Origin of the sequence: Lysobacter sp. M15 (assembly GCF_022662515.1) — a bacterium.
GTDB lineage: Bacteria > Pseudomonadota > Gammaproteobacteria > Xanthomonadales > Xanthomonadaceae > JAKPBU01.
In genome coordinates this window covers 112,472-135,874 of record NZ_JAKPBV010000007.1, presented here as the reverse complement: position 1 = coordinate 135,874, position 23,403 = coordinate 112,472, and the positions used below count along the sequence as shown (strand labels likewise).

Genomic DNA, 23,403 nt, shown 5'->3' with positions numbered 1-23,403 from the left:
GACGGCTTCGACAAGGCGCGTCCGGCGAGCAGCACATCCGGCCCATGGTCGCCGATCTGCGGAGGGATCCCGCGCGCAGCGGGGTCCCGTTCGCCAGGCCCGTCGGTGCGCGCAATGTTGACGGCTCGGGCGGGGGCGGAACCGCGCACGTGATCAACGACGCGGAGCGCCTACGCGTTCGCGAAGACTGTGCCCCGACCATCGGTCGCAGAGCGTCAGCAACGGCCCCGTGGCGACGGTGGTCAGGATCGCCATCACGAACAGCATGGTGAACAGCTCCGGCCCGATCAGGCCCGCATCCAGGCCGACCTTGAGCACGATCAGTTCCATCAGGCCGCGTGCATTCATCAGCGCGCCCGTCGCCAGGCTGTCGCGCCAGCCCATCCCGGCCATTCGCGCACCCAACCCACCACCGCCGATCTTGCCGATCACGGCAACCGCCAGGATCAGGGCGAGCGCGCCGATCCCCGCGGCACTGAACGCGTCGGGCGTGGTGTTGAGTCCGGCAATCGCGAACAGCACGGGCATCAGCGCGACGACCGCCAGGTATTCCATTCGTTCGATCAAGGCCGCCAGAAGCCGGTCGTCGCGCGGCAGGCAGGCACCGAACAGGAACGCGCCGAACACCGCGTGCAGGTGCAGCCATTCGGTGATCGCGGCGCAGGCGAACATGCCGATCAGCAACGTGGCCATGACCGCCAGCGACGGGACGCCGTCGGGGGCATGGCGGCGCAGCAATCCGGCATAGAGCGGCTTCAGTACACCGAAGACCAGCGCGCAGAACAGCAGCATTCCGGCTGCGGTCTTCAGGAAACTGGCGAGTCCATCGCCGGTCGCCGCGATCGCCACGATCATGGCGAGCAGGATCCACGCGAGCACGTCCGAAATCGCCGCTGCGCCGAGCGTGAGCCGTCCCACGGGCGTGCGGCTCATTCCGCGGTCCTTGAGGATCCGCGCCAACACCGGGAACGCGGTGATCGACAGCGCGGACGCCATGAACAGCGCGAACGGCCAGTAGCCCACGCCTTCGGGTGCGAGCGTGGGATACAGCCATGGCGAGATCGCAAGGCCCAGCAGCATCGGCAGCAGCGCACCGAGCACGGCCACCAGGCCGGCCGCTTTGACCTGTGCGCGCGCACCTTCCGGTGCGCGCAATTCGGCGCCGACCACGAACATGAAGAGCGTGACGCCCAACGTGGACAGCGCCGAAAGCGCGACCAGCGACGTCTCGGGGAACAGCGCGGCATGCAGTCGTGGGGCCGCGGCCCCCAGCGCGATCGGACCGAGCAGAAGTCCGGCCGCCATTTCTCCGATCACCGCCGGTTGTCCCAGGCGACGGAGCAACAGCCCGCACACGCGGGCCGCGGCCAGGATCGTCGCGCATTGCAGCAGGAACAGCAGGCTTGGACTCACGCAGGGACCGGATTGCTGCTAGAGCGCCGCGATTGCGGCGGGTTGCGCAGCCGCTTGGGCAGTGGCGCACCAGGGTGCCGGCAGCATGTCCGGGGCGCCCCTGCATCCTTGCAGCAGGGCCGAAAGCACGTGCGCATCCAATTCCGGGCGCGCCGCGCGTGCGCGCGCCAGGATTTCGACTGCGAGCGACTCCATGCGCTCGACGTTGGCTTGCAGCCGCGCCACGAACGCATCGTCGTCGAGCTGTTCGGTGAGCGCGCCATTCATGTCGCGGCACCAGGCAAGGGCGTACTGATCCAGCAGCAGGCCCTCGGGAATCGCGGGCCATCGCTCCGGATCGCGATCGCCCCAGTCCCGCAGCAGTCTCTGCATGGCCAGATTGAGCTCGCGCCCGCGGTTGAACGCCGGCTTCAGCCGCGCCAGCAGGGCCAGATCTCCTTGTCGCTTGCCGAAAAACAGCGGCGCCAGCAGGGCCCAGTAATAGGCGTAATCCCAGATCACCTTGATCGGCATGACTTCCGGATCGCCGAAGATCGGGTACTGATCCTGGTAGAGGCTCAACGTGTTCTCGTAGAACGAGAAATACAGTTGCTGATAGATGCCGGCGCGCATCTCGATCGATTCGCCCGCCCGATCGCGCTCGATCAGATCGCAGATGTAGGTGTTGCTGATCGCGATGAAGTCGCTGCCGGGCGAATAGAACGGATCCAGGAACAGGCCAGCCTCGCCAGTCAGCGCCCAGCGATCGCCGGAGTACACCTGCTTGCAGCCATGCGAGAAATGGCGCAGGAACAGGAAGTCCTGCAGCGCATGACCGGACTGTTCCAGGTACTCGGCGACGCGTGGCTGGTGCTGGTGCAACCAGGCCATTGCCTTGTCGAAGGTGTTCATCGTCTCCAGCGGATGCATCTTGGCGTCGCAGACGATGCCCAGCGAGTGCGATCCCGACGACAGCGGAATCAGCCAGAACCAGTAGCCCGGCCCGCACATGTGGTTGGTCGAACGCCAGCGGTCCGGCGGCCAGAACCGCTGCAGCCATTCCGGGTCGTCGGAGAACGCGTTCGGGTCGAGCCTGCCATCGACCCGCCACCACACCGCATTGGCGTCGTGCGCGTTGGGCTGCGCCAAGCCGAGCTTGCGCTTGATCAGCCCGGCCCGACCCGAGGCGTCGACGACCCAGGGTGCGGAGACTTCAAACGTCGCGCCATCCCGTTCGTAAGCGATCCGGTGCGCCTGGCCGTCTACGCCGAGATCGATGGCGCGCACCACCGCGCCGTCTTCGAAGCGGATGCCTAGGGCGCGCGCCTGTTCGCCGAGGAAGTTCTCGAAGCGGCCACGATCGATCTGCCAGGATGGCGTCGGCAACAGCCGGCTGACCCCGAGCTCCACGCACTGGTCGATGTCGCGGCTGGCCTCGGTAAAGAAATAACGCAGTCCGTACTTGCGCACCTGTTCGTTCTCCAGGTGCTCGCGGAAGCCCAGGACGTCGGCGAAATAATGCGCGCCGATCTCCACGGTCGACTCGCCGACCTTGAACGCGGCTTCGCGCACTGGGTGCGCGCGGCGCTCGATCACCGTCACGCCGATCTCCGGGTTGCGCTGGCGCAGCTGGATCGCCAGGGTCAGCCCCGCGAGTCCGCCACCGAGTATCGCCACATCCGTCTGCATCATGTTCATCCGTTGGTTTGCGGGGCCGTTGCTGTGAAGTTGGTGCCGAATTCGCCGTTGGCATCGTCGATCACCGGCGGGTGGGCATGCGAGCGCCGGCAGTAGGCGAGGGTGTTGCCGTAACGCAGGCCCTGCGCGACCACGTGCGAGGTGATCTTGTACAGGTCGCGGAACACGCGGAAATGGCTCTTGCGGAACTGGTCGCCAGAATGCACGGTCTTGTATCGCGATTCGATCGGCACCGACACCACCCGCATGCCCAGTTCGCGTGCTGCAGACAGCAGCAGTTGCGCTTCGTAAACGAAATCCTCGCCTGGGATATCGCCCAGCGAGCATAGCGCGGCCGGGTACAGACGCTGGCCGCACTGGGTGTCGCGGATCTGGAAGCCGCACACCAGGCTGATGCCCCAGTCGCCGAAATCGTTGCCGATCCGCCGGTACAACGGCTGCTGCGAGCGCTTGCGCAGGCGCGCGCCGTTGATCAGGCAGTGCGGGTGGCGGTTGGCCGCTGCGATCAGGCGCGGCACGTCCGCGCCCAGGTGCTGACCGTCGCCGTCCATGGTCACCACTGCGCGCATGCCGCGGCGCATCGCTTCGGCGAATCCGTCGCGCAGGCTCGCGCCCTTGCCCATGCGGTGCGGATGGCGCAGCAGCACGATCGGCAGGTCGGCGATCGCCTCGGATGTGCCGTCATCGGAACCGTCGTCCACCACGATCACATGCGGACAGTACGCCAGCGCGTCCTGGACCACCTCGCGGATCCGCAGGACTTCATTGAGCGCCGGAATCAGCACCGCGACGTTGTCGCGATGCAAGCCGTTGGGTTCAGTCATGCTGCAACTCTACCCGCAACACGCGGCCAGGCCCTGCATGCAGTATCGCGCCCGGGGCGTGAGCGGCCAGTGCATCGAACAGCGGCAGCATCGGCGCCATGGCATTGCCAGCGCCATGCGCGGCGAGCGGACCGGTAGCGGTGGACACCCTGCCTTCGCCCAGGGTCGCGGTCAGGCGCGGACCGGCGCCGGTGCGAGCCAGGACCAGCGCTCCGCCGAGCAGCCCGGCGCTGGCCCAGAGCGTGGCCGCCGGGCCGACCGCGGTGGTGTCGTAGGCGGCCAGCAGCACCGCCTCCTCACCCGCGGCCAGCTGCGAGAGCGCCTCGAGCAGGCCCTGGGCGAAGCTGGCATCGAACGCGCTGATCGCGGTGGTGGCCGCGGTGCAGCCGTTGCCGATCGTCCAGTAGCCGGCGGCGGCGTTGTGCACGGAGTTGTGGAAGCGGGTGGGCGAGAGCGCCGCTGGATCGGTAGCCAGCGTGGCGCACATGTAATCGGTGATCGCCAGGTCGCCATGGGTGGACGCGAATACGCTGGGCAGCGTCGCCGGATCCAGTTCTGCGTCCGTGCAGGCAGCCAGCGCGACCTCCAGCGCGACGGCCACCGATTCGGGCGCGCGACGGCGTTCGTTGGGCGCGAGCAGCTGCGGCTGGGGTTTCGCCGGCGGCTCGGAAGGCAGCGCTCGGTTGGCGACGAAGTCGCGCGCGGCCTGCCAGGACGGCAGCCCGTTGCACCAGAAGCCGATGCCGGCGATGCGGGCGTTGAGTGCGGTCATGAGCGGCCTGCCCATGATCCCGTATGTAGGAGCGGCGTAAGCCGCGCGCCTTTCGCCGAGCCTGCGTGGAAGATCAAGAGCTCGCGGCTTACGCCGCTCCTACGGGGCGATGGTCTCGGCATCGTCATGCCCGTCCGAATACCAGCGAGCAGTTGTTGCCGCCGAAGCCGAACGAATTGTTCATGGCGTAGCGGATTTCGGCATGCGCATTGTCGAAGCGGATCTGCGGACCGTTGCCGGGGTCGGGAGCATCACCGCCGAGGATGCCGGGCAGCAGTCCGTGTTCCAGCGCCAGCAGGCTGAAGACCGATTCGACGATTCCGGCCGCACCGAGCGTGTGCCCGGTCCAGCCCTTGGTCGAACTCGCATGTAGCGTGTCCGGGAACAACGCCGCCACCGCGCGCGCCTCCACCGCATCGTTCGCCGGCGTGGCGGTGCCGTGCAGATTCAGGTAACCGACATCGCCGGCGTCGATGCCGGCACGCGCCAGCGCATCGCGCATCGAGATGCGCGCGCCCAGGCCTTCGGGGTGCGGTGCCGACATGTGGTGCGCATCGCTGGACTCGCCGTAGCCGCGCAGCTGCAGCCCGCCTTCGGCGTCCGCCTTCTCCAGGATCGCGAAGCCGCCGGCTTCGCCCAGGGACAGGCCGTCGCGGTGCGCGTCGAACGGGCGGCAGGGCGCTTCCGACACCAGTCCGAGCGAATTGAACCCGTACAGCACGCTGCCGCACAGGGTGTCCACGCCGCCGACCAGGGCGGCGTCGGCCTGGCCCGCCGCGATCAGGCGTGCCGCCTGGGCGAAGACCTTGGCGCTGGAGGAGCAGGCCGTGGCCACGGTCACGCACGGCCCACGCAGGCCGGTTGCGGCCTGCACGAAGCGGCCAGGCGAATGCGGGGTGTGCACGATCGGCCGCAACAGGTCCGCGGGAAGACAGGGATTGCCCTGTTCGTCGCGTTCGAGCCGGGCATAGCCTTCCTCGGTGGCGCCGATGCTCGAGGTCGAGGTGCCGATCACCACCGCCACCCGCTCCGCGCCGTGGCGTTCGCCCAGGGCGATCGCGTCGGCGAGCATCGCGTCCTGCTGCAGGGCAAGCCAGGCGAGGCGGTTGTTGCGGCACTCCCATGCGGCCAGGTCGTCGGGTAGCGCTGCCAGCTCCAGTCCATTCACGCGCCCGATCCACGTCGGCAGCAGGCTGCCATCGCTGCGCGCGGGGCCGAAGTCGTTGCGGCGCAGCCCGCTGCGCCGTTCGCGCAGCCCCGCCAGCTGGGCGGCGCGGCCGGGGCCGAGCGCGGTGGTGGCGGTGAAGTTCCTGATCCGGAGTGGGCGGATCGCCAGCGGCGGCATTGCAGTTGGCGGGGACAACGGACGCTCTCGCGCGAAAGGGCGGCGAGTATACCCAGCGCCCTGGGAGCGCCCGCTGACCGGACTGGCTTGCGGCCGGTCGGCGCAGTTCGGTCCACGCCGCAGGCTGAACAGGTTCACAGACGAGCTCGGATTCCTGCGCGCGCGTGCTCAGCGCGCGCCTTGGGCCAGTCTCAGCGCGCGCCTGCCTTGTGCGCTGGAATGAACTGCGTGCGTACCGCCTCGGCGAGCAGCTTCGGCGGCAGCCGGCCCTGGTCGAGCAGGAAATTGTTGAAGGCGAGCCGGTCGAAGCGCTCGCCAAGGGCGAGTTCGGTTTCCATACGCAGTTCCATGATCCGGCTGTAGCCATAGAAATAGCTGCCGGCCTGGCCGGGGGAGCGGAACTGATAGCGGTCCAGTTCCTGGGTGGCCATGGCCTTGGACAGCACCACGTCCTCCATCAGTACCTTCTCCGCGCGCGGGCGGTCGATCAGGCCCAGGTTGAGCATCGGGTCGAGCATCGCCCGCGCGGCGCGCATCAGGCGGAACTGCAGCGCGATCAGCTGTCCGTCGAGCGGCTCGTACGGCACCATCTCGGCCTCGGCATACAGCGCCCAGCCTTCGGAATTGACCGAGTTCCCGGCGAACAGCGCGCGCGCCAGCGACACGCCGCGCTCGATCATGCTGGCCGACTGCAGCTCGTGGCCCGGGCGGCCCTCGTGTGCGCTCAGGGTCCACGCCGCGGAGGGATAGTTGAAGTCGTCGTACATCGCCTCCTTGCCCGCGGCCGGGTTGCCCAGCGGCAGCACGAACTGGCCCTGCTCGCCGGTGTTGCCGATCAGCTGCGCGCCGCGGAAATGCGGCGCCGGCTGGGCCGCGCTTTCGGCCGGCGTGCCCAGGCGCATGATCATCGGCCGCGTCGGCACGTCGACGATCTTCTCGCGGCGGATGATCGGATCGATGGCATCGATCACCTTGCGGTATTCGGCTTCGAGCTGGTCATTGGGAATGGTGTCGCGCTTCAGCGCGCGGATCACCTCGCGGTAATCGCGGGCGTCAAGGTTCTTCTCCTTCGCCACCAACGGCGCCAGTTGCTGCATCGCCGCGCGCGTTTCCATGAAGGCGGCCTGCGCGCGCTGGATCAGCAGCTCCGGCGCGATGTCGATGCCCACCTGGCGCAGGTTGTAGGCATACAGCTCCGGCGGCAGCTTCGGATCGGTGCGCGAGACCGGCAGCACCTGCGCGCGCAGCCATTCGGCATAGGCCGTGGCCTGCTGTTCGAATGCGGCGAGCGCGGCATCCGAATCCGGCTGCGGATATTTCTGGTACAGCTTGCGCACGCCGTCGACATAAGTCGCAGCATTGGCGATGGCTTGCTCCACTTCCAGCCGCGTGGGTTCGAGCTTGCCGGCACCCTTGCTGTCCTCATAGCGGGCGCGGGCCTGGTCGAAGATCGATGTGCTCTGCGGCCACAGACCGACGTAGCGCTGCAGCCGTTCGAGCGCCTTGGGCCGGCGCGCGGCCGCGATCTGTTCCTGCAGCAGCGCCTGCTCGCCGTCGAACACGCGCAGCGCGGCGTCGGTCCAGTTGCGCTCGTATTTCTGCGACAGGTCGATGCCTTCGATCCGGCGGTCCACCGCCTCGATCATGATCTGCAGGTCCTGGCGCACGTTGGGATCGCGTTCGCGCGCAAGCCCGGCCTGCAGGTCCGCCTTGGCCTTGACCAGCGCCGCGCGCCGGCGCTGGTCGACGTCGGGACCCAGGTCCGTGGCCAGTCCGTCGAACTGCGTTAGCCCCCTTTCCGATACGCTTTCTGGATTGAACTGCGCTTCGGTTTCCAGCAGCGCGTTGGCGTAGCCATTGCTCGTGGCGACCCAGGCGGGGGTAGCGCGTTCGACGGTGGCGGTCGGCGCGGCCTCCTGCGCCCACAGCGGAGCGGGCAGCGCGAGCGCCAGGGCGATGGCGAGGGACAGGATTTTCATGGCGGGCTCGGGGTCGGGAAGCTGCCGACCCTAATCCGGGTGGCGGAGCGGCGCAATCTGCAACGCGCCACCCATGCGCGCGGAGCCCGGGACCACTATCGCCCTATCGCGACGCGCCCCTGACCAAGGTCATGCGCCCCGAGCAGGGGTCGCACCTACAATGCCGCGGCAAACAACGATCGGGGAGTCCGGATGACAGGCAGGGCGAGTTGGCAGGGATTGGCGCTGTTGCTGCTCGCGCCGATGGCATGGGCGCAAACGCCGCAGCTGACGCCAGCAGACTACGCGCGTGCCGAGTCGCGACTCGCGCACAAGGCCACGCCGCTGGTCGACAACGCGCTGTCGGGCATCACCTGGCTCGAGGACGGCAGTGTCTGGTTCAAGCGGCATGATGCGTCGGGCGACCATTTCGAGCGCTTCCAACCGCCTGCCGGCAAGACCGAGCCGCTGTTCGACCACGCCCTGCTCGCCGCTGCGCTGTCGAAAGCCGGTGGCAAGGCCGTCACTGCGGACAAGCTGCCCATTACCGAATATTCGGCCCGGGCCGATGGCGGTTTCACGATCAAGGCCGGCGACAAGCGGTATGCGTGCTCCATCGCGGAGAAGGCCGGTCGTTGCACCGAAGTAAAAGGCCCCGGGTCCGAGCCGGGCGTGCTTTCGCCGGACGGCAAGCGCGAGGCCTTCATCCGCAACTGGAACCTGTGGCTGCGAGATGCCGAAGGCGGCAACGAACGACAGCTCACCACCGACGGCGTCGTCGACTACGGCTATGCCACCGACAACGCCGGTTGGGTGCACAGCGACCGCCCGATCCTGGTGTGGTCGCCCGACTCGCGCAAGATCGCCACGTTCCAGCAGGACCAGCGCAGGACCAGCACCATGACCCTGGTCGCCACCAACGTGGGCGCGCCCAGGGTCGAGCAGTGGAAGTATCCGTTCGTCGGCGACAAGGACATCACGATGATCGAACGCGTGATCATCGACCTGACCGCCGAGGCGCCGAAGACGATCCGCCTGCAGATGCCGCCGGACCAGCACCGTTCCACGTTCTGCGACGACGTGAGCTGCAACGGCGGCTGGGAAGACGTGCAGTGGGCGAAGGACGGCAACACCCTGGCGTTCGTCAGTACCGACCGCGGCCACAAGTCGGCGCAGCTGCGCATCGCCGATGCCGCAACCGGCAAGGTCCGCGACGTCTACAAGGAAACCGTCAGGACCCATTACGAAAGCGGGCAGGGCGAGGCCAACTGGCGCTATCTGCCGGACAGCAACGAGTTCATCTGGTTCAGCGAGAAGTCCGACTGGGGGCATCTGTATCTGCACGACCTCGCCACCGGCAGGCGCAAGCGCCAGATCACCCAGGGCGAGTGGAACGTCACCCAGATCGCGCACGTCGATGAAGCTTCGCGCACCGTCTGGTTCCGCGGCGTGGGCCGCGAGCCCGGACGCGATCCGTACTACGTGCACTACTACAAGGCGAGCCTGGACGGCGGCGGGGTGCAGCTGCTCACGCCCGAGGACGCGAACCACGCGATCACAGTGTCGAAGGACGGCCGGCACTTCGTCGACGTGCATTCGACCATCGGCACCGCGCCGGTCGCGCTGGTGCGCGACGCCGATGGCGCGCAACTCGCCGAGCTGGCGCGTGCCGACTTCACCCGGTTGAGGGCCAGCGGCTGGGTGCCGCCCGAGTCATTCACCGTGAAGGCGCGCGACGGCCGGACCACGCTGTACGGGCAGATGTTCAAGCCATCGGGCTTCGATCCGTCGAAGAAGTACCCGGTCATCACCTACATCTACCCAGGCCCGCAGGTCGGCTCGATCCGCTCGCGCAGCTTCCTGCCCGCGCACCTGGACCACCAGGCGCTCGCGGAACTGGGCTTCATCGTGATCGCAGTCGACGGCATGGGTACGCCGCTGCGCAGCAAGTCGTTCCACGACACGTGGTACGGCGACATGATCGACAACACCCTGCCCGATCAGGTCGCCGCGCTGAAGCAACTGGCTGCGCGGCATGCATGGATCGACGCGAGCCGAGCCGGCATCTGGGGCCATTCGGGGGGCGGCAACGCGACCGCGACGGCGATGTTCAAATACCCGGACGTGTACAAGGTCGGGATCGCCGAATCCGGCAACCACGACAACCTCAGCTATGAGGACGACTGGGGCGAGCGCTACCAGGGCCTGCTGGTGAAACGCAGGGACGGGAAGAACAACTACACCGGCCAGGACAACGCCACCTACGCGAAGCAGCTGAAGGGCAGGCTGTTCCTGATCCACGGCATGATGGACGACAACGTGCCGCCGCAGATGACCCTGCTGGTGGTCGATGCGCTGATCAAGGCCAACAAGGACTTCGACCTGCTGCTGCTGCCGCATGCGCGCCACGGCTACGGCAACGATGGGTATTACGTCATGCGCCGGCGCTGGGATTACTTCGTGCGGCACCTGCTGGGTGCCGAGCCGCCGGCCCAGTACGAACTCAAGCCGCCGGCGCCGTAGAGCCTGCCCCGGACCTGATCCGGGGTCGGGGCGATGCTCCGACGTGCGCGACGCCAGCCTTTCCGTGTGGGAGCGGCTTCAGCCGCGAATGCTGTTTAGCGGATTAAGCATTCGCGACCAAGGTCGCTCCCACAGGGCGAGATGGGCCTTGCATCGGCTGCGATGGGACCGTCCTAGCGCGCCCCCTGCCCGAACAGCAGTTTCCTTTCCTGGTCGCCCATCGGCTTGCCCGCGTCAGGATTGACCTGCTTGGCCAGGGCATACGCGCGCTGCGTCGCCGGGCGCTGCCGGATCGCCGCATGCCAGCGCCGCACATTGGCGAACGGCGTCAGGTCCAGCGGCGCCTTGTCGTAGGGATTGATCCACGGATAGCTGGCCATGTCGGCGATGCTGTACTCGTCGCCGGCGATGAAGGCGCGTCCAGCCAGGCGCTTGTCGAGCACGCCGAGCAGACGTTCGGCTTCGTTGCGGTAGCGGTCGCGTGCATACCCGATCGGCTCGGGGGCGTACACGTGGAAATGGCCGTACTGCCCGGTCATCGGCCCGAGCCCGCCCATCTGCCAGAACAGCCATTCGTTCACGATGATGCGTGCGCGCAGCGCATCGCCGGCGTCGGCGCCCGGGGCGATGCCGAGGAACTGCCCAGTCTTGTTGGCCAGGTAGAGCAGGATCGCGCCCGATTCGAACACGCTGATCGGGGCGCCGCCGTCGACCGGGGCGTGGTCCACGATCGCGGGCATCTTGTTGTTCGGCGAGATCTTCAGGTAATCCGGCTCGAACTGCGCGCCCTTGCCGATGTCGACCGGCTTGATCGTGTAGGCCAGCCCCTGTCCCAGTTCGGCAAGCTCTTCCAGGAACAAGGTGATCTTGTGGCCGTTGGGAGTGGGCCAGTAATGCAGGTCGATCATGACGGCGTCCGCAAGCGAGTGGGGTGGAAGAGTCTAGGCGCCGGGCCCGCATGCAGGTGGCGGGTGGATAAAACACTCAGTCCCGGCAATGTCGCCTCCGGTACCACGTTCCGGTTCGCACGCCGGAACGGCGCTTGGCAGTTGCGCGCGGGCTCGTTACCCTGCGCGCAGTTTTGCGCCCGCCGAGCACATGTCGAACCAACGCCCCGAACGCCTCAATCCGCTGCCCGCGCTGATCTTCTCCTCGCGCTGGCTGCAGCTGCCGCTGTACCTGGGCCTGATCGTGGCCCAGGGCGTGTACGTGATCCTGTTCCTGAAGGAGCTTTGGCACCTCGTCCACGGCGCCACCACGCTCACCGAGCAGGACATCATGCTGCTGGTGCTGGGCCTGATCGACGTGGTGATGATCAGCAACCTGCTGATGATGGTGATCGTGGGCGGTTACGAGACCTTCGTCTCGCGCATGCGCCTGGAGCGTCATCCGGACCAGCCCGAATGGCTGAGCCACGTCAACGCCAGCGTGCTCAAGGTGAAGCTGGCGATGGCGATCATCGGCATCTCCTCGATCCACCTGCTCAAGACCTTCATCGAAGCCGGCACCCTGGGCGCGCTGCCGGTGTGCGGCACTGCACAGGCCTTCGCCGGAGCGCAGGCGGCGGACCTGGTGGACTATCTGGGCAAGACCTGCACCACGGTGTCTCCAACCGGGGTGATGTGGCAGTCGATCATCCACGGCCTATTTATCCTGTCGGCCATCGGCATCGCCTATACCGACAAGGTGATGACTGGCAGCGCCAGCAAGCGCGAGCAGCTCGCACACTGAGCCGGATCGAAGCGCGTGATCAGCGCGCGCGCATGATCGTCGTGCGCAGGCGCGCAGCGGCATCACCCTGGCTGAAGCGCAGCGTTGTCCCATTTCCGGACAGCCCAAGCGCGCGGTAGGCGGCGGCGAGATCGGGAAACGCAGTTGCGGCCGCGTACTTGCGGTACAGGCGAACGAACATCCCATGCCCGTCGATGCGGTCCAGCGCCTGGGCGAAGCCCAGTGGCGTGGACTCGCTGCGATCCGACAGACAGCAGCGCGCGTAGGCCGAGAGCACCGTGTCCAGCGACGAGCCGCGCTCGCGCAATGCAAGATCCGCGTGCAGCCAGTACGCGGCTCCGGCCCAGTAGATACGCATGGTCGCGCCGCGTCCCTTTGCCGAGGACAGCGGCCTACCGGCCGGGGCACCCCGGCCGCGCCCGAAACCCGCATCGAGCCGGCGCCAGGCCTCATCCGGTGACATCAGGCCGGCGCGCGCGCGCAGCACGTTCTGGTAATAGCTGGCCAGGCCTTCGGCCATCCAACGCCCTTCGCGGCCCAGATACGGATGCATGAGGTGCGAGAACTCGTGCACTGCGGTCCAGTCGTCGCGCAGCTGCTCGAGCGTGGCATCGGGCCGCACGTAGAGCAGCACCGCAACGCCGTCCCTGCGCAGGGTCTGGCCCCAGGGCACCGGGCTGGGGTCGCGGCTGTCGGTCTCGCGCACCACTGCGCGAACGCGCGGGAGCGGGAAGCGGTCGGAAGCCGTCAACAGGGTCTTGGCAGCCTCTTCGGCCCATTGCTGCAGCATCGCCTCGCGCGCGGGATCGTCGATGCCGTTCACCACGATCTCCAGCCGCCCGCTGCCCGCATGCAGGATGCGCTCGCCCGCGAACGCCTGCGTCATCGATGTGAACGCGAACAGGCAGCCGAATGCCACCAGCGGGGAAGCAGGCCGCTGCCGGCGCGATGAAACCGGTTGGGACGCGCGCATGACGCGTAAAATACGGCAATGGATGTTTCGTACCTGCTCGACGACCTCAATTCCGCCCAGCGCGAGGCCGTCACCGCAGAATCCGGCCACTACCTGGTCCTGGCCGGCGCCGGATCCGGCAAGACCCGCGTGCTGACCCACCGCATCGCCTGGCTCAACCAGGTGCACGGCGTGCCGGTGCATGGGATCTTCGCCGTGACCTTCACCAACAAGGCCGCGGGCGAAATGCGCCACCGCGCCGACGCGCTGCTTCGGCACGGTTCGCGCGGCCTGTGGATCGGCACCTTCCACGGCCTGGCACACCGCCTGCTGCGCCTGCACTGGCAGGATGCGAAGCTGCCCGAAGGCTTCCAGGTGCTCGACAGCGACGACCAGCTGCGCCTGGTCAAGCGCGTGGTCCAGGCGCTGGAGATCGACGAGGCGCGGTTCCCGCCGCGCCAGATCGCGTGGTGGATCAATGCGCAGAAGGACGAAGGCCGGCGCCCGCAGCACATCCAGTCCGATCGCGACGAATGGTCCGACGTAATGCTGCGCAGTTACGCGATGTACCAGGAACGCTGCGACCGCGCGGGCCTGGTCGACTTCGCCGAGCTGCTGCTGCGCGCGCATGAAGTGCTGCGCGATACCCCGGCGCTGCTGGCCCACTATCGCCATCGTTTCGGCGAGCTGCTGATCGACGAGTTCCAGGACACCAACGCCATCCAGTACGGATTCGTGCGGTTGCTCGCCGGCGACACCGGCCGGGTGTTCGTGGTCGGCGACGACGACCAGGCCATCTACGGCTGGCGCGGGGCCAAGGTCGAGAACGTGCAGACCTTCCTGCGTGATTTCCCGGGCGCCAAGACCATCCGCCTGGAGCAGAACTACCGCTCCAGCGCCAACATCCTCAGCGCGGCCAATGCGGTCATCGCCCACAATCCCGATCGCCTGGGCAAGCAGCTGTGGACCGACAGCGGCGAGGGCGAGCCGATCGACCTGTACGCGTCCTACAACGAGATCGACGAGGCGCGCTTCGTGATCGAACGCATCCGGCTGTGGGTGCGCGATGGCGGCGGATACGGCGAGACCGCGATCCTGTATCGCAGCAATGCGCAGTCGCGCGCGTTCGAGGAAGCGCTGCTGGCCGAGCAGATCCCGTACCGCGTGTACGGCGGCATGCGCTTCTTCGAACGCGCCGAGATCAAGGACACCCTGGCCTACCTGCGCCTGGTCGCCTCGCGCGCCGACGATGCGGCGTTCGAACGCGCGGTCAACACGCCCACCCGCGGCATCGGCGAGCGCACCCTGGACGAGGTGCGCAAGCGCGCGCGGCTCGATGGCGTGCCGCTGTGGGAAGCGGCGATCCGCATCGCCCGCGAAAGCATGCTCGCCGCGCGCGCGCGCAACGCCCTGGCCGGATTCCTGGCGCTGGTCGACGGCATCGCCGCGGAAACCGACGACCTGCCGCTCAAGGACAAGATCGACCACGTGCTGTTGCGCTCCGGGCTGCGCGAACACTACGCCAACGAGTCGAAGGGATCGATCGATTCGCGCGTGGACAATCTCGACGAGCTGGTTTCGGTCGCCTCGCGCTTCGTGCGCGGCGACGACGAGGAAGCTGCGGCGCTGACCGAACTGGTGGCTTTCCTCTCCTACGCGGCGCTGGAAGCGGGCGAAGGCCAGGCCCAGGCCGGCGAGGACGGTGTCCAGCTGATGACCCTGCACAGCGCCAAGGGCCTGGAGTTTCCGCTGGTGTTCCTGGCCGGGCTGGAGGAAGGGCTGTTTCCGAACGCGCGCTCGATCGAGGAGCAGGGCCGGCTGGAGGAAGAGCGCCGCCTGGCCTATGTCGGCATCACCCGCGCGCGCCAGAAGCTGGTGCTCAGCTACGCCGAGGCGCGGCGCCTGCACGGCCAGGACATGTACGGCATCCCGTCACGGTTCCTGCGCGAGATTCCGAAAGAGTTGCTGCACGAGGTGCGTCCACGCATCCAGGTTTCGCGGCCTGGCTTCAAGGGACCGTTCATGCCCGGTTCGCGCCGCGACGCGGCGTTCAACCGCGGCCACGCCGCCATCGAAACGCCGCAGATCGCGCTCGGCGCCAGCGTGCGCCATCCCAGCTTCGGCACCGGCACGGTGACCGACTACGAGGGCAGCGGTTCGCACGCGCGGGTGCAGGTGAATTTCGACGATGCGGGGAGCAAGTGGCTGGTGCTTGCCTACGCGAACCTGTCGCCGGCGTGACCGCGCGCTGAAGCGCAAGGATCAGCGCCCGCTGCGCCAAGGTGGATCGGACGGCGCTTGATCGCTCGCGGCGCGGTACGCGTGACAACGCATACGCAACGCCAGCACGACGGGGCTTTGACTTGCCTGCAGGTACGGTCACAGGTCCGTGTCCCACCAGGAGCCAGACCATGGCCTCGCGCAAGCCCGCCAAAGCGTCCGCGACCGCCAGCCGCCAGCGCAGGATCCAGCAAGGCATCGACGCCAGGCCCGCGGCGAAGAAGAAGACAGCGAAGAAGAAGGCGGTGCAGGCCGGTGTACGCCGGCAGCCGGAAAACCCGATGCCCGCGCAGCACCTGAAAAAGCCGGGCCGGGAAGCCGACCTGGACCTGCAGCCGCGCTACCTGGCGCCCGCCTATGTGGGTAGCGGCAAGCTCGAAGGGATGGCGGCGATCATCACCGGCGGCGACTCGGGCATCGGTCGCGCGGTGGCCGTGCTGTTCGCGCGCGAAGGCGCGGACGTGGCCATCCTGTACCTGGACGAGCACGAGGACGCCAGGCAGACCAAGCGCGCGGTGGAGGAGGAAGGTCGCCGTTGCCTCGCGATCTCCGGCGACGTGCGCGACCCGGCCTTCTGCAAACAGGCGGTCGACCGGGTGAAGAAGGCGTTCGGCCGGATCGACGTGCTGGTCAACAATGCCGCCTTCCAGCTGCATGCGCAGCGGATCGAGGACATCAGCGACGCGCATCTGCAGGAAACGCTGCAGACCAACATCGCCGGCTACTTCCACATGGCGCGCGCCGTGCTGCCGCACATGCAGCGCGGTGCCAGCATCGTCAACAACGGGTCGGAAACCGGCCTGTTCGGCAGCAAGCACCTGCTCGACTACTCGGCGACCAAGGGCGCGATCCACGCCTTCACCAAGTCGCTGGCCAGCAACCTGCTGGAGCGCGGGATCCGGGTCAACTGCGTGGCGCCGGGCCCGGTGTGGACCCCGCTCAACCCTGCCGACAAACCTGCGCAGGAAGTCGCGAAGTTCGGGCAGGATAGCGACATGGGGCGCCCGGCGCAGCCGGAGGAGATCTCGCCGGCGTTCGTGTTCCTGGCCTCGCCGGTCACCGCCTCGTACATCAATGGCGTGATCCTGCCGGTGATGGGCGGGCCGCGCGGCTAGTCACCCGGCGTTGCGGATGGCGAAAGGACAGGGTCGCAGAGGATCGGATACCCGGATGATCGCGCTGAATCTGCTCACCGCCAACATCCACATGGGTTTCAGCTTCTCGCGCCGGCGCTTCGTGCTGCCGGAGCTGCGCGAGGCCATCCGCGAAGTCTCCGCCGACGTGGTGTTCCTGCAGGAAGTGCAGGGCGCCCACAGCGGCCACGCGCGCCGCCACGCACGGTGGCCGGATGTTCCGCACTACGAGTTCCTCGCCGACAGCCTGTGGCCGCAGTTCGCCTACGGCCAGAACGCGGCTTACCCGCACGGCCATCATGGCAATGCGCTGCTGTCGAAGTTTCCGATCGTGCAGCAACGCAACCTGGATGTATCCGTGGACGGCCACGAGGGTCGCGGCCTGCTGCACTGCGTGCTGGAGATCCCTGGCAGCGCGGTGCGGTTGCATACGCTGTGCGTGCACCTGGGCCTGCGCGAGGCGCACCGCGGCCGGCAGCTGGACCTGCTGTGCCGGACCGTTGCCGAGCAGATTCCCGCCGATGCGCCGCTCGCGGTCGCCGGCGACTTCAACGACTGGCGCGGGCGCGGCCACGCGGCGCTGGCCCGCTGCGGATTGCGCGAGGCGTTCCTCGACGCACATGGGCGGCTGGCGCGCACCTTTCCCGCGCGCTGGCCGCTGCTGCCGCTGGACCGCATGTACCTGCGCAACGTGCAGGTGCATGAGGTGGCAGTACTGTCGTCGCGGCCGTGGTCGCACCTGTCCGACCACGCCACGCTGTTCGCGCGCGTGGGCATCGACGCGACGTCGATCGTTGCAGAAGGTCATGGGCGGCAACGATCCCTGGCGTGAAGGCAACCGCGTCGCGCTGCTCGAGAACGGCGAGGCGTTCTTTGCCTGCGCGTTCGCGGCGATCGCGCAGGCGCGCGAAGAAGTCCTGCTGGAGACGTTCATCCTGTTCGAGGACAAGGTCGGATGGGAACTGCACCGGCAGCTGACCGCGGCGGCGCGGCGCGGCGTGCGGGTCGAGGTCATGGTCGACGGGTACGGCTCGCCGCGATTTTCGCCATCGTTCCTGGATGGGCTGGCCGAAACCGGCGTGATCCTGCGCGTCTTCGATCCCCATCGGACCCTGCTCGGCCTGCGCCTGCACATCTTCCGCCGCCTGCACCGCAAGCTGCTGGTGGTGGATGGCACGCGTGCGTTCGTCGGCGGCATCAACTACTCCGCCGACCATCTCGAGGATTTCGGACCGACTTCGAAACAGGACTACGCGGTCGAGCTGCAGGGTCCGGTGGTCGACGACATCCGCACGTTCGCGGCCGCGGCCATGCGCGGCAACGCGGAGTCGTGGCGACACCCACCGTCCGCCGCGACCGCACATGCCGGCAACGGCAGGGTGCTGTTCGCGCTGCGCGACAACGCCGCACGGTCGACCGAGATCGAGCGGCAGTACCGCATCGCCATCCGCGCAGCGCGCGACGAGATCGTGATCGCCAATGCCTACTTCTTTCCTGGCTACGGATTGCTGCGCGATCTGCGCCACGCGGCGCGCCGCGGCGTGCGGGTGTCGCTGATCGTCCAGGGCGAGCCCGACACGCCGCTGGCCCTGCTGGCGGCCAGGACCCTGTATCGGCACCTGATCGCCGCTGGCGTGTGCATCCACGAGTACTGCAGGCGTCCGTTCCACGGCAAGGTGGCACTCGTCGACGACACATGGGCGACCGTCGGCTCCAGCAATCTCGATCCGCTCAGCCTGTCGCTGAACCTGGAGGCCAACATCTTCGTTCGCGACCGCGGTTTCAATCGTGATCTGCACGCCCGGCTGGCGAGGTTGCGGGAGCGCGACTGCCGGCCGGTCGATACGGCCGGGCTGCCGGAGCGCCGGCTGTGGCCGCTGCCCTCGTCGCTGCTGTTCCACGTGCTGCGTCGCTTCCCCGCATGGGCTGGATTGCTGCCCGCGCATACGCCCAGCGTCGTTGAGCTGGCCCCGCGCGACGGCCCCCGGATGGAAAGCCGATGACCGGGCGCCGGAGGCGTCGCGATCGCGCGATCCAGATCGTCACCCTGGCGATCACCGCGATCGCGCTGGTGCTGCTGATCCGCCATGCGCGTTCGGTGGACTGGCCTCAGGTGTGGCAGGCGCTGGCAGGATACCGCCTGCATGAGGTGACGACCGCCGCGGCGCTGGCGGCACTGAGCTACCTGTTGTATTGCAGCTACGAACTCGGGGCGCGGCACTACGCGGGCCATGGCCTGTCGACGCGGCGGACCATGCTGATCGGCTTCACCTGCTACGCGTTCAGTCTCAACATCGGCGCGCTGATCGGCGGCGGTGGCTTCCGCCTGCGCCTGTACTCGCATTCGGGATTGCGCGCCGGGGCCATCGGCCGCATCGTCGCGTTCGCCGTGAGCACCAATTGGTCCGGCTATCTCGTGCTGGCCGGCGGCGTGCTGATCGCGCAACCGATCGTCTTGCCCCAAGGCGCTGCCAGCATCGCCGGGCGCGTGCTCGGTCTCGCGATGCTGGTGGTGGCGGCTGCCTATCTGTTCGCGTGCGCCCGCTGGCACGACCGCGCCTGGCATCTGCGCGGTCATGCGTTCAAGCTGCCGTCCCTGCGCATGGCATTGCTGCAGCTGGGTCTGTCCAGCGCAAACTGGCTGACGATGGCCGCGTTGCTGTTCGTGCTGCTGCAGCAGCGGATCGATTACCCCACGGTGCTCGGCGTGCTCCTGCTCGCGGCCGTTGCGGCGGCGGTCACCCACATCCCGGCCGGCCTGGGCGCGTTGGAAGCGATCTTCCTGGCGATGCTCGGCGAGCGGGTCGCGCAGCCGGAACTGCTCGCCGCGCTGCTGGCCTATCGTGCGATTTACTACCTCGCGCCGTTGCTGCTGGCCGCGATCGCATACCTCGCGTTCGAATCCGGAGCCGTGCGCAGACGCGGCCCACATCCGGATGATGCCGGCTGAGCGGGGCGCGTGCGCAGGATCGGGCGCCTTTTTCCCAAGCGTCTGTGCGGTTCATCCCACGCGGGTGACCGGCAGCCCCGTCATCATGGCTTTGTATAGGTGATCTCCAGCCGGTAGCTGCCTGCGGCATAGCCGCGCACCATGACGTGAATCTTGCTGCGGTTGCCCGGCACCTCGAGCTCGCAGGTTTCGTTGGCGTGGCTGAGGTAGGGGCGGCAGTTCCAGCGGCTCGTGTCGGGCGGGCCGAGATAGCGCACGTACAGATCAGGATCGCCTGCATTTGCGCCGACGGCGGTCATGCGCACGGTCGCGATCGATCCGGGTTTCACGTCGAAGGCGCCGTACTGCTTCTTCTCGCCCTTGGCGACGGCCTGGTTCTCGAAGACCTTGGTTTCCACGGTGCCGGTGGTCGGTGCGTCGGGGGCCTGGTAGACGCATTGCGCCAGATCCTCGGTATTGGCCGTGCCCTTGCCGTAGAGGCAGGCCGAACCGGCCTTGTCCAGCGCCGTCAGCTGCAGCGACCAGTCGCCGCCGCCGTTGCACTGCGGGTAGTGCATGACCGAGAAGCGGTCGTACTCGGTGATCGGAGTGAAATTGCTGTCCTCGAAGCAGGTGCCGGCTTCGGGCCGGGTATGTTCGTGGCGCAGCCCGAGCGCATGGCCCAGTTCGTGGCGCAGGATGCCGACCAGCGTCAGCGTGTCGTCCGGATCCATCTCGAACGATGAATTGTCGATCAGCACATTGCGGTCGGTGCGCGTGTCCGCGGGGAAGAAGGCGCGCGCCAGGTATTCGCCGTCCACGTCCACCGGGCGCACGTCGAACTCGACCTGGGGATTGCTGGCCGTGCAGCTGGCATCCTGAGCGGCGACATGCACGAAGTCGACATCGGCCGCCTGTTCCCAGGCGTTGGTTGCCGCCACCATGTCGGCCACGACAGCGGCCTTGCGCGGGCCGAACTGATCGCTGACGCAATAGTTCAGGCGCTTCCTGCGTGCGCTGGTCCAGATGTCGACGCCGCCGTCCACGCCCTGGGCCGCCGCGAGCGCGCGGACGGTGAGCTTGCCATGTGCGGTTTCGTCGTCCTCGCGCTGCAGGCTTTCGAAGAACTCCTGCAGGTGCTTGCGGTCGGCAATGGCCAGATCGCCGCTGACGATGTACTTGCCGTGTTCGCCCGGTTCCTTGAACACCGATGCCTCGAACTCCTCGAAGGTCTTGCCGCGCCACTTCTCGCGCGCGGCCTTGGCCGCGTCGGCGAGTTGTTGCTGCGCGGCTTCGATGGTCTGCTCGTTGGCTTCGACCGCACCGGTTGCGGGCCTGATGTCGTGGCTCGGCGGTCCTACCGGCTCCGCGGGAGGTGGGGTGGTGGTGGCCGACGGTGGCGTGGCGGGCGCGACAGGCTCGTCGCGCTTGCAGCCCGCAAGCGCGAAGGCGACGGCGACTACCAGCGCGAACGCCGGCATGGAGGAATTTGACCGTAATGAGGGCAGGTTCATGGCTTGCTTTCCTTGGGGGACGGGCATGGCGCGTCGGAGACGTCGAGCAGCTCGACGCCCGCGGCGCGCTGGCGGATTTCGGACAGGGCGGCCTGCGCGTCCTTCGCGCTGCGGAATTCGGCGCACAGACGGGTTTCGCCTTCCAGGCCGATGCGCTGGGCGCGCAGATCGGTGATGGCGTACGCGGAGCGCTGCTTGTCGAGCAGCGCGCGGATGTCGTTGTAGGCCGCGCGCGTGGCCTCGGGTACGCCCTTGCCGCGCGAGAGCATGGTGACGGTAACCGTCGTCGGCGCCGTGTCGCCGGTTTGCGCAGCCGGGGGCGTCGGTTCCGGGGTGGTGGCCGGAGAGGGTGGCGGCGGCGGAGCGGGCGTCTGTGCCGGCGCTTCCGAAGAAGGCGTGGGCGATTCCGGCGGTGGTTTGGTTGCAGAAGGCGACGCAGACGTCGGCAATTCGCTTGTGGAAGGGGATGGCGGCTGTGGCGGCGAAGGCGCTGCCGCAGACGCATCCGCGGCGTCCTGCGCAGGCGCTTCGTCCGGGGGCGGCGGTGCCGGTGCGCTGCACGCCGCACCGATGCAGGCCGCGCCGAACACGGCCAGCGACAGGCTCGTCGGCTGGCGCGCTGCGTTCACGGCGTGGCCTGCAGCTTCGCGGCGAGCGCGCGCGAGGCCTTCGGCCGCAGGGTCGCAGCCGGCGCACGCAGCGCATCTGCACTGGGCGCATCGAGCGCCTGCCGGAAGGCATCCGGGTCGCGCATGGCCAGGTCGAGCAGTTCCGGCCCGAAGCGCCGTAGCGTCGCATCGAGCGTCCCCGGTTCCGCGGACAGCATGCGCTGCAGGCCCGATCGGACTTCAGCCGGATCGCGGTCGAGCGTACGCGAGAGCAGGTTCACCGTGTCGTCCTGCGGCGGCGCGCGCAGCTGGGTGCGCGGCGCGCCGAGCGGCTGCCGCAGCAGCGCGTCCAGGTCGAGGATGCCCGCGCCGAAGCGCGAGGTGTCGAAGCCGGCCGGCTTGCGCGCGCTGGCCTGCATCGCCTGGACGAACAGGTCGCGCCGGGTCAGGCTGCCCCGCGCCGCGTCGATGCGCGCGCGTCCGTGGAAGGCGAGCCAGTCCGCGGCTGCACCGGCGACCGCTGCGGTGGCGAATGAAGTGCCGTTGCCCGGGCTTGCGCGCGTGCCGGTCGTCCCCGCGACCGCATCGGCGACATACACGTCCTCTCCGGGAGCGGCGATGTCGACCGCGCGGCCCTTCGACGAGCCCTTCCATGGCTTGTCCTGCGCATTGGTCGCCGCCACCGCGATCGCGTTGTCGTAGGACGCCGGCGCCACCACCATGCCGATGCAGTTGCCGGCAGCGTTGACCACGATCGTGCCGCGACGCACCGCGTCGTTGATCGCGCGCTCGAGGCCGAAGAACGCGCGCCCGCCCAGGCTCATCGAGATCACGTCGCACTGCGCGGTGGTCGCGTGCCGCACAGCGCGCGCGGTATTGCTGTCGAGCACCCGCACCACGCTGTTGAAGGTGCGGATCGGCACCAGCGTCGCCTTCGGCGCCAGGCCGACCACGGTGCCGGGCGCCGTGGTGCCGCTGGAGGCGCCGAAGCCGCCGTCGCTGACGATCACACTGCCGGTCTTGGTGCCGTGGCCGGGATTGCCCTGATAGCCGAGCGGATCGCGCGCGTCGCTGCCGCCCTCCATCAGGTTCAGCGACTGGCTGCGGTCGATGCGCGCGCCGTCGAGATCCACGTGGTCGGTCCATCCGCTGTCGGGATGGCATACGCGCACGCCCTCGCCGAGCGTCTTGCCGCCAGCGGGCGGCGTCAGTCGGCGCGCCTGCGGCACGCGCATCGCAGCCAGCGACCAGGCCGGATCGGCAGGCGCCGGCACGCCGTCGTCGCCGAAGCACGCGGTCACCGCACTGCGCTTCTGCGCCTCGACCAGGGTGTCCTCGGTATCGGGTTCGACGCGGACGAAGCTGCCGCGCTCCTGCAGCGCGTAGGCCTGGTCCCAGGCGCTGGCGCCGCTGGTCACCGGATCGGCGACGCGCACGCGCCAGATGCGTGACAGGCCTTCGGGATCGTCGCCAGCATCGACGTCGGGAAACAGGCGCTCGATCGAAACCACGTCGGCGAAGATGTCTTCGGCGGCGCTGCGCAGGTCGGCTTCGGTCTGCTGCGGTGCCAGTTCGACCGCATAGCCCTGGGTGTAGGCCGCGGGCGTCGCCGGCTCCGGCACGGGCGTGGAAGGTGGTGTCGGGGTCTGCGCGGGCGTCGGCTCTGCGGGCGGTGCGGCGCGGTTGCATGCGGTGGTCGACACGAGAAACAGGAGGCAGACGGCGAACACAGCGCGCATGTGGA

Annotated in this window: 18 protein-coding genes; 7 read left to right on the top strand and 11 right to left on the bottom strand. The window is 68.3% G+C overall.

What is annotated here, in order from left to right:
• Positions 1-153 precede the first annotated feature (153 nt).
• From MC380_RS06845 to MC380_RS06820, 6 genes are all read right to left on the bottom strand, one after another.
• Entirely contained in the window at positions 154-1,413 is a 1,260-nt protein-coding gene (locus tag MC380_RS06845; RefSeq protein WP_242163849.1) for a cation:proton antiporter, read from the bottom strand.
• 18 nt (positions 1,414-1,431) lie between these two features.
• Positions 1,432-3,090: a tryptophan 7-halogenase gene (locus MC380_RS06840; protein WP_242163847.1), complete on the bottom strand. Its 1,659-nt coding sequence runs from the start codon at positions 3,088-3,090 to the stop codon at positions 1,432-1,434.
• A complete protein-coding gene (locus tag MC380_RS06835; protein WP_242163845.1) occupies positions 3,087-3,914 on the bottom strand; it encodes a glycosyltransferase family 2 protein in 828 nt (275 codons plus the stop codon). Before MC380_RS06835 ends, MC380_RS06840 begins: the two co-directional genes overlap by 4 nt.
• Positions 3,907-4,686, bottom strand: a complete 780-nt coding sequence (locus MC380_RS06830) for a beta-ketoacyl synthase chain length factor (RefSeq protein ID WP_242163843.1) — start codon at positions 4,684-4,686, stop codon at positions 3,907-3,909. Before MC380_RS06830 ends, MC380_RS06835 begins: the two co-directional genes overlap by 8 nt.
• Positions 4,687-4,810: 124 nt before the next feature.
• On the bottom strand, positions 4,811-6,016 hold the full coding sequence (locus MC380_RS06825) for a beta-ketoacyl-[acyl-carrier-protein] synthase family protein (protein WP_242163875.1): 1,206 nt from the start codon (positions 6,014-6,016) through the stop codon (positions 4,811-4,813).
• 206 nt (positions 6,017-6,222) lie between these two features.
• The gene (locus tag MC380_RS06820; RefSeq protein ID WP_242163841.1) at positions 6,223-8,010 is read right to left on the bottom strand and encodes a DUF885 domain-containing protein; all 1,788 of its coding nucleotides are present in this window, start codon (positions 8,008-8,010) and stop codon (positions 6,223-6,225) included.
• A 192-nt stretch (positions 8,011-8,202) separates the two neighbouring features.
• Here MC380_RS06820 and MC380_RS06815 point away from each other — a divergent pair, with 192 nt between their 5' ends.
• On the top strand, positions 8,203-10,512 hold the full coding sequence (locus MC380_RS06815; RefSeq protein ID WP_242163838.1) for a S9 family peptidase: 2,310 nt from the start codon (positions 8,203-8,205) through the stop codon (positions 10,510-10,512).
• A 173-nt stretch (positions 10,513-10,685) separates the two neighbouring features.
• Here MC380_RS06815 and MC380_RS06810 read toward each other — a convergent pair whose 3' ends face one another.
• Complete coding sequence (locus MC380_RS06810; protein ID WP_242163836.1) at positions 10,686-11,420, bottom strand: glutathione S-transferase C-terminal domain-containing protein; 735 nt, start codon at positions 11,418-11,420, stop codon at positions 10,686-10,688.
• Positions 11,421-11,610: 190 nt separating this feature from the next.
• Between MC380_RS06810 and MC380_RS06805 the strand changes: the two genes are divergently transcribed.
• Positions 11,611-12,243 (top strand): TIGR00645 family protein, encoded by a 633-nt coding sequence (locus MC380_RS06805; protein WP_242163834.1) that lies wholly within the window; start codon positions 11,611-11,613, stop codon positions 12,241-12,243.
• Positions 12,244-12,262: 19 nt separating this feature from the next.
• Here the strand turns inward: MC380_RS06805 and MC380_RS06800 are convergent, their stop codons facing one another.
• Positions 12,263-13,129, bottom strand: a complete 867-nt coding sequence (locus MC380_RS06800; protein WP_242163832.1) for a hypothetical protein — start codon at positions 13,127-13,129, stop codon at positions 12,263-12,265.
• A 105-nt stretch (positions 13,130-13,234) separates the two neighbouring features.
• On the opposite strand from MC380_RS06800, the gene uvrD reads away from it, so the two are divergent.
• The 5 genes from uvrD to MC380_RS06775 all read left to right on the top strand — a co-directional run bounded on the left by uvrD (position 13,235) and on the right by MC380_RS06775 (position 19,558).
• On the top strand, positions 13,235-15,436 hold the full coding sequence (gene uvrD, locus MC380_RS06795) for a DNA helicase II (RefSeq protein ID WP_242163831.1): 2,202 nt from the start codon (positions 13,235-13,237) through the stop codon (positions 15,434-15,436).
• A 170-nt stretch (positions 15,437-15,606) separates the two neighbouring features.
• Entirely contained in the window at positions 15,607-16,590 is a 984-nt protein-coding gene (locus tag MC380_RS06790; RefSeq protein ID WP_242163829.1) for an SDR family oxidoreductase, read from the top strand.
• Positions 16,591-16,645: 55 nt separating this feature from the next.
• The gene (locus MC380_RS06785) at positions 16,646-17,440 is read left to right on the top strand and encodes an endonuclease/exonuclease/phosphatase family protein (protein ID WP_242163827.1); all 795 of its coding nucleotides are present in this window, start codon (positions 16,646-16,648) and stop codon (positions 17,438-17,440) included.
• A complete protein-coding gene (gene clsB / locus MC380_RS06780; RefSeq protein ID WP_242163826.1) occupies positions 17,415-18,611 on the top strand; it encodes a cardiolipin synthase ClsB in 1,197 nt (398 codons plus the stop codon). Before MC380_RS06785 ends, clsB begins: the two co-directional genes overlap by 26 nt.
• Complete coding sequence (locus MC380_RS06775) at positions 18,608-19,558, top strand: lysylphosphatidylglycerol synthase domain-containing protein (protein WP_242163824.1); 951 nt, start codon at positions 18,608-18,610, stop codon at positions 19,556-19,558. Before clsB ends, MC380_RS06775 begins: the two co-directional genes overlap by 4 nt.
• An 83-nt stretch (positions 19,559-19,641) precedes the next feature.
• Here the strand turns inward: MC380_RS06775 and MC380_RS06770 are convergent, their stop codons facing one another.
• From MC380_RS06770 to MC380_RS06760, 3 genes are all read right to left on the bottom strand, one after another.
• Positions 19,642-21,018, bottom strand: a complete 1,377-nt coding sequence (locus tag MC380_RS06770; protein WP_242102349.1) for a matrixin family metalloprotease — start codon at positions 21,016-21,018, stop codon at positions 19,642-19,644.
• A 29-nt stretch (positions 21,019-21,047) separates the two neighbouring features.
• Positions 21,048-21,320 (bottom strand): hypothetical protein, encoded by a 273-nt coding sequence (locus MC380_RS06765; RefSeq protein ID WP_242102350.1) that lies wholly within the window; start codon positions 21,318-21,320, stop codon positions 21,048-21,050.
• A gap of 356 nt (positions 21,321-21,676) precedes the next feature.
• A complete protein-coding gene (locus tag MC380_RS06760) occupies positions 21,677-23,398 on the bottom strand; it encodes a S8/S53 family peptidase (RefSeq protein WP_242163822.1) in 1,722 nt (573 codons plus the stop codon).
• Positions 23,399-23,403: the final 5 nt, after the last annotated feature.

Coding starts and splice junctions, on each gene's coding strand:
- clsB (WP_242163826.1), top strand. CDS start 17,415: ATGGGCGGCAACGATCCCTGGCGTGAAGGCAACCGCGTCGCGCTGCTC.
- MC380_RS06840 (WP_242163847.1), bottom strand. CDS start 3,090: ATGAACATGATGCAGACGGATGTGGCGATACTCGGTGGCGGACTCGCG.
- uvrD (WP_242163831.1), top strand. CDS start 13,235: ATGGATGTTTCGTACCTGCTCGACGACCTCAATTCCGCCCAGCGCGAG.
- MC380_RS06820 (WP_242163841.1), bottom strand. CDS start 8,010: ATGAAAATCCTGTCCCTCGCCATCGCCCTGGCGCTCGCGCTGCCCGCT.
- MC380_RS06800 (WP_242163832.1), bottom strand. CDS start 13,129: ATGACGCAGGCGTTCGCGGGCGAGCGCATCCTGCATGCGGGCAGCGGG.
- MC380_RS06830 (WP_242163843.1), bottom strand. CDS start 4,686: ATGACCGCACTCAACGCCCGCATCGCCGGCATCGGCTTCTGGTGCAAC.
- MC380_RS06810 (WP_242163836.1), bottom strand. CDS start 11,420: ATGATCGACCTGCATTACTGGCCCACTCCCAACGGCCACAAGATCACC.
- MC380_RS06805 (WP_242163834.1), top strand. CDS start 11,611: ATGTCGAACCAACGCCCCGAACGCCTCAATCCGCTGCCCGCGCTGATC.
- MC380_RS06765 (WP_242102350.1), bottom strand. CDS start 21,320: ATGCTCTCGCGCGGCAAGGGCGTACCCGAGGCCACGCGCGCGGCCTAC.
- MC380_RS06785 (WP_242163827.1), top strand. CDS start 16,646: ATGATCGCGCTGAATCTGCTCACCGCCAACATCCACATGGGTTTCAGC.
- MC380_RS06775 (WP_242163824.1), top strand. CDS start 18,608: ATGACCGGGCGCCGGAGGCGTCGCGATCGCGCGATCCAGATCGTCACC.
- MC380_RS06790 (WP_242163829.1), top strand. CDS start 15,607: ATGGCCTCGCGCAAGCCCGCCAAAGCGTCCGCGACCGCCAGCCGCCAG.
- MC380_RS06835 (WP_242163845.1), bottom strand. CDS start 3,914: ATGACTGAACCCAACGGCTTGCATCGCGACAACGTCGCGGTGCTGATT.
- MC380_RS06770 (WP_242102349.1), bottom strand. CDS start 21,018: ATGCCGGCGTTCGCGCTGGTAGTCGCCGTCGCCTTCGCGCTTGCGGGC.
- MC380_RS06815 (WP_242163838.1), top strand. CDS start 8,203: ATGACAGGCAGGGCGAGTTGGCAGGGATTGGCGCTGTTGCTGCTCGCG.
- MC380_RS06760 (WP_242163822.1), bottom strand. CDS start 23,398: ATGCGCGCTGTGTTCGCCGTCTGCCTCCTGTTTCTCGTGTCGACCACC.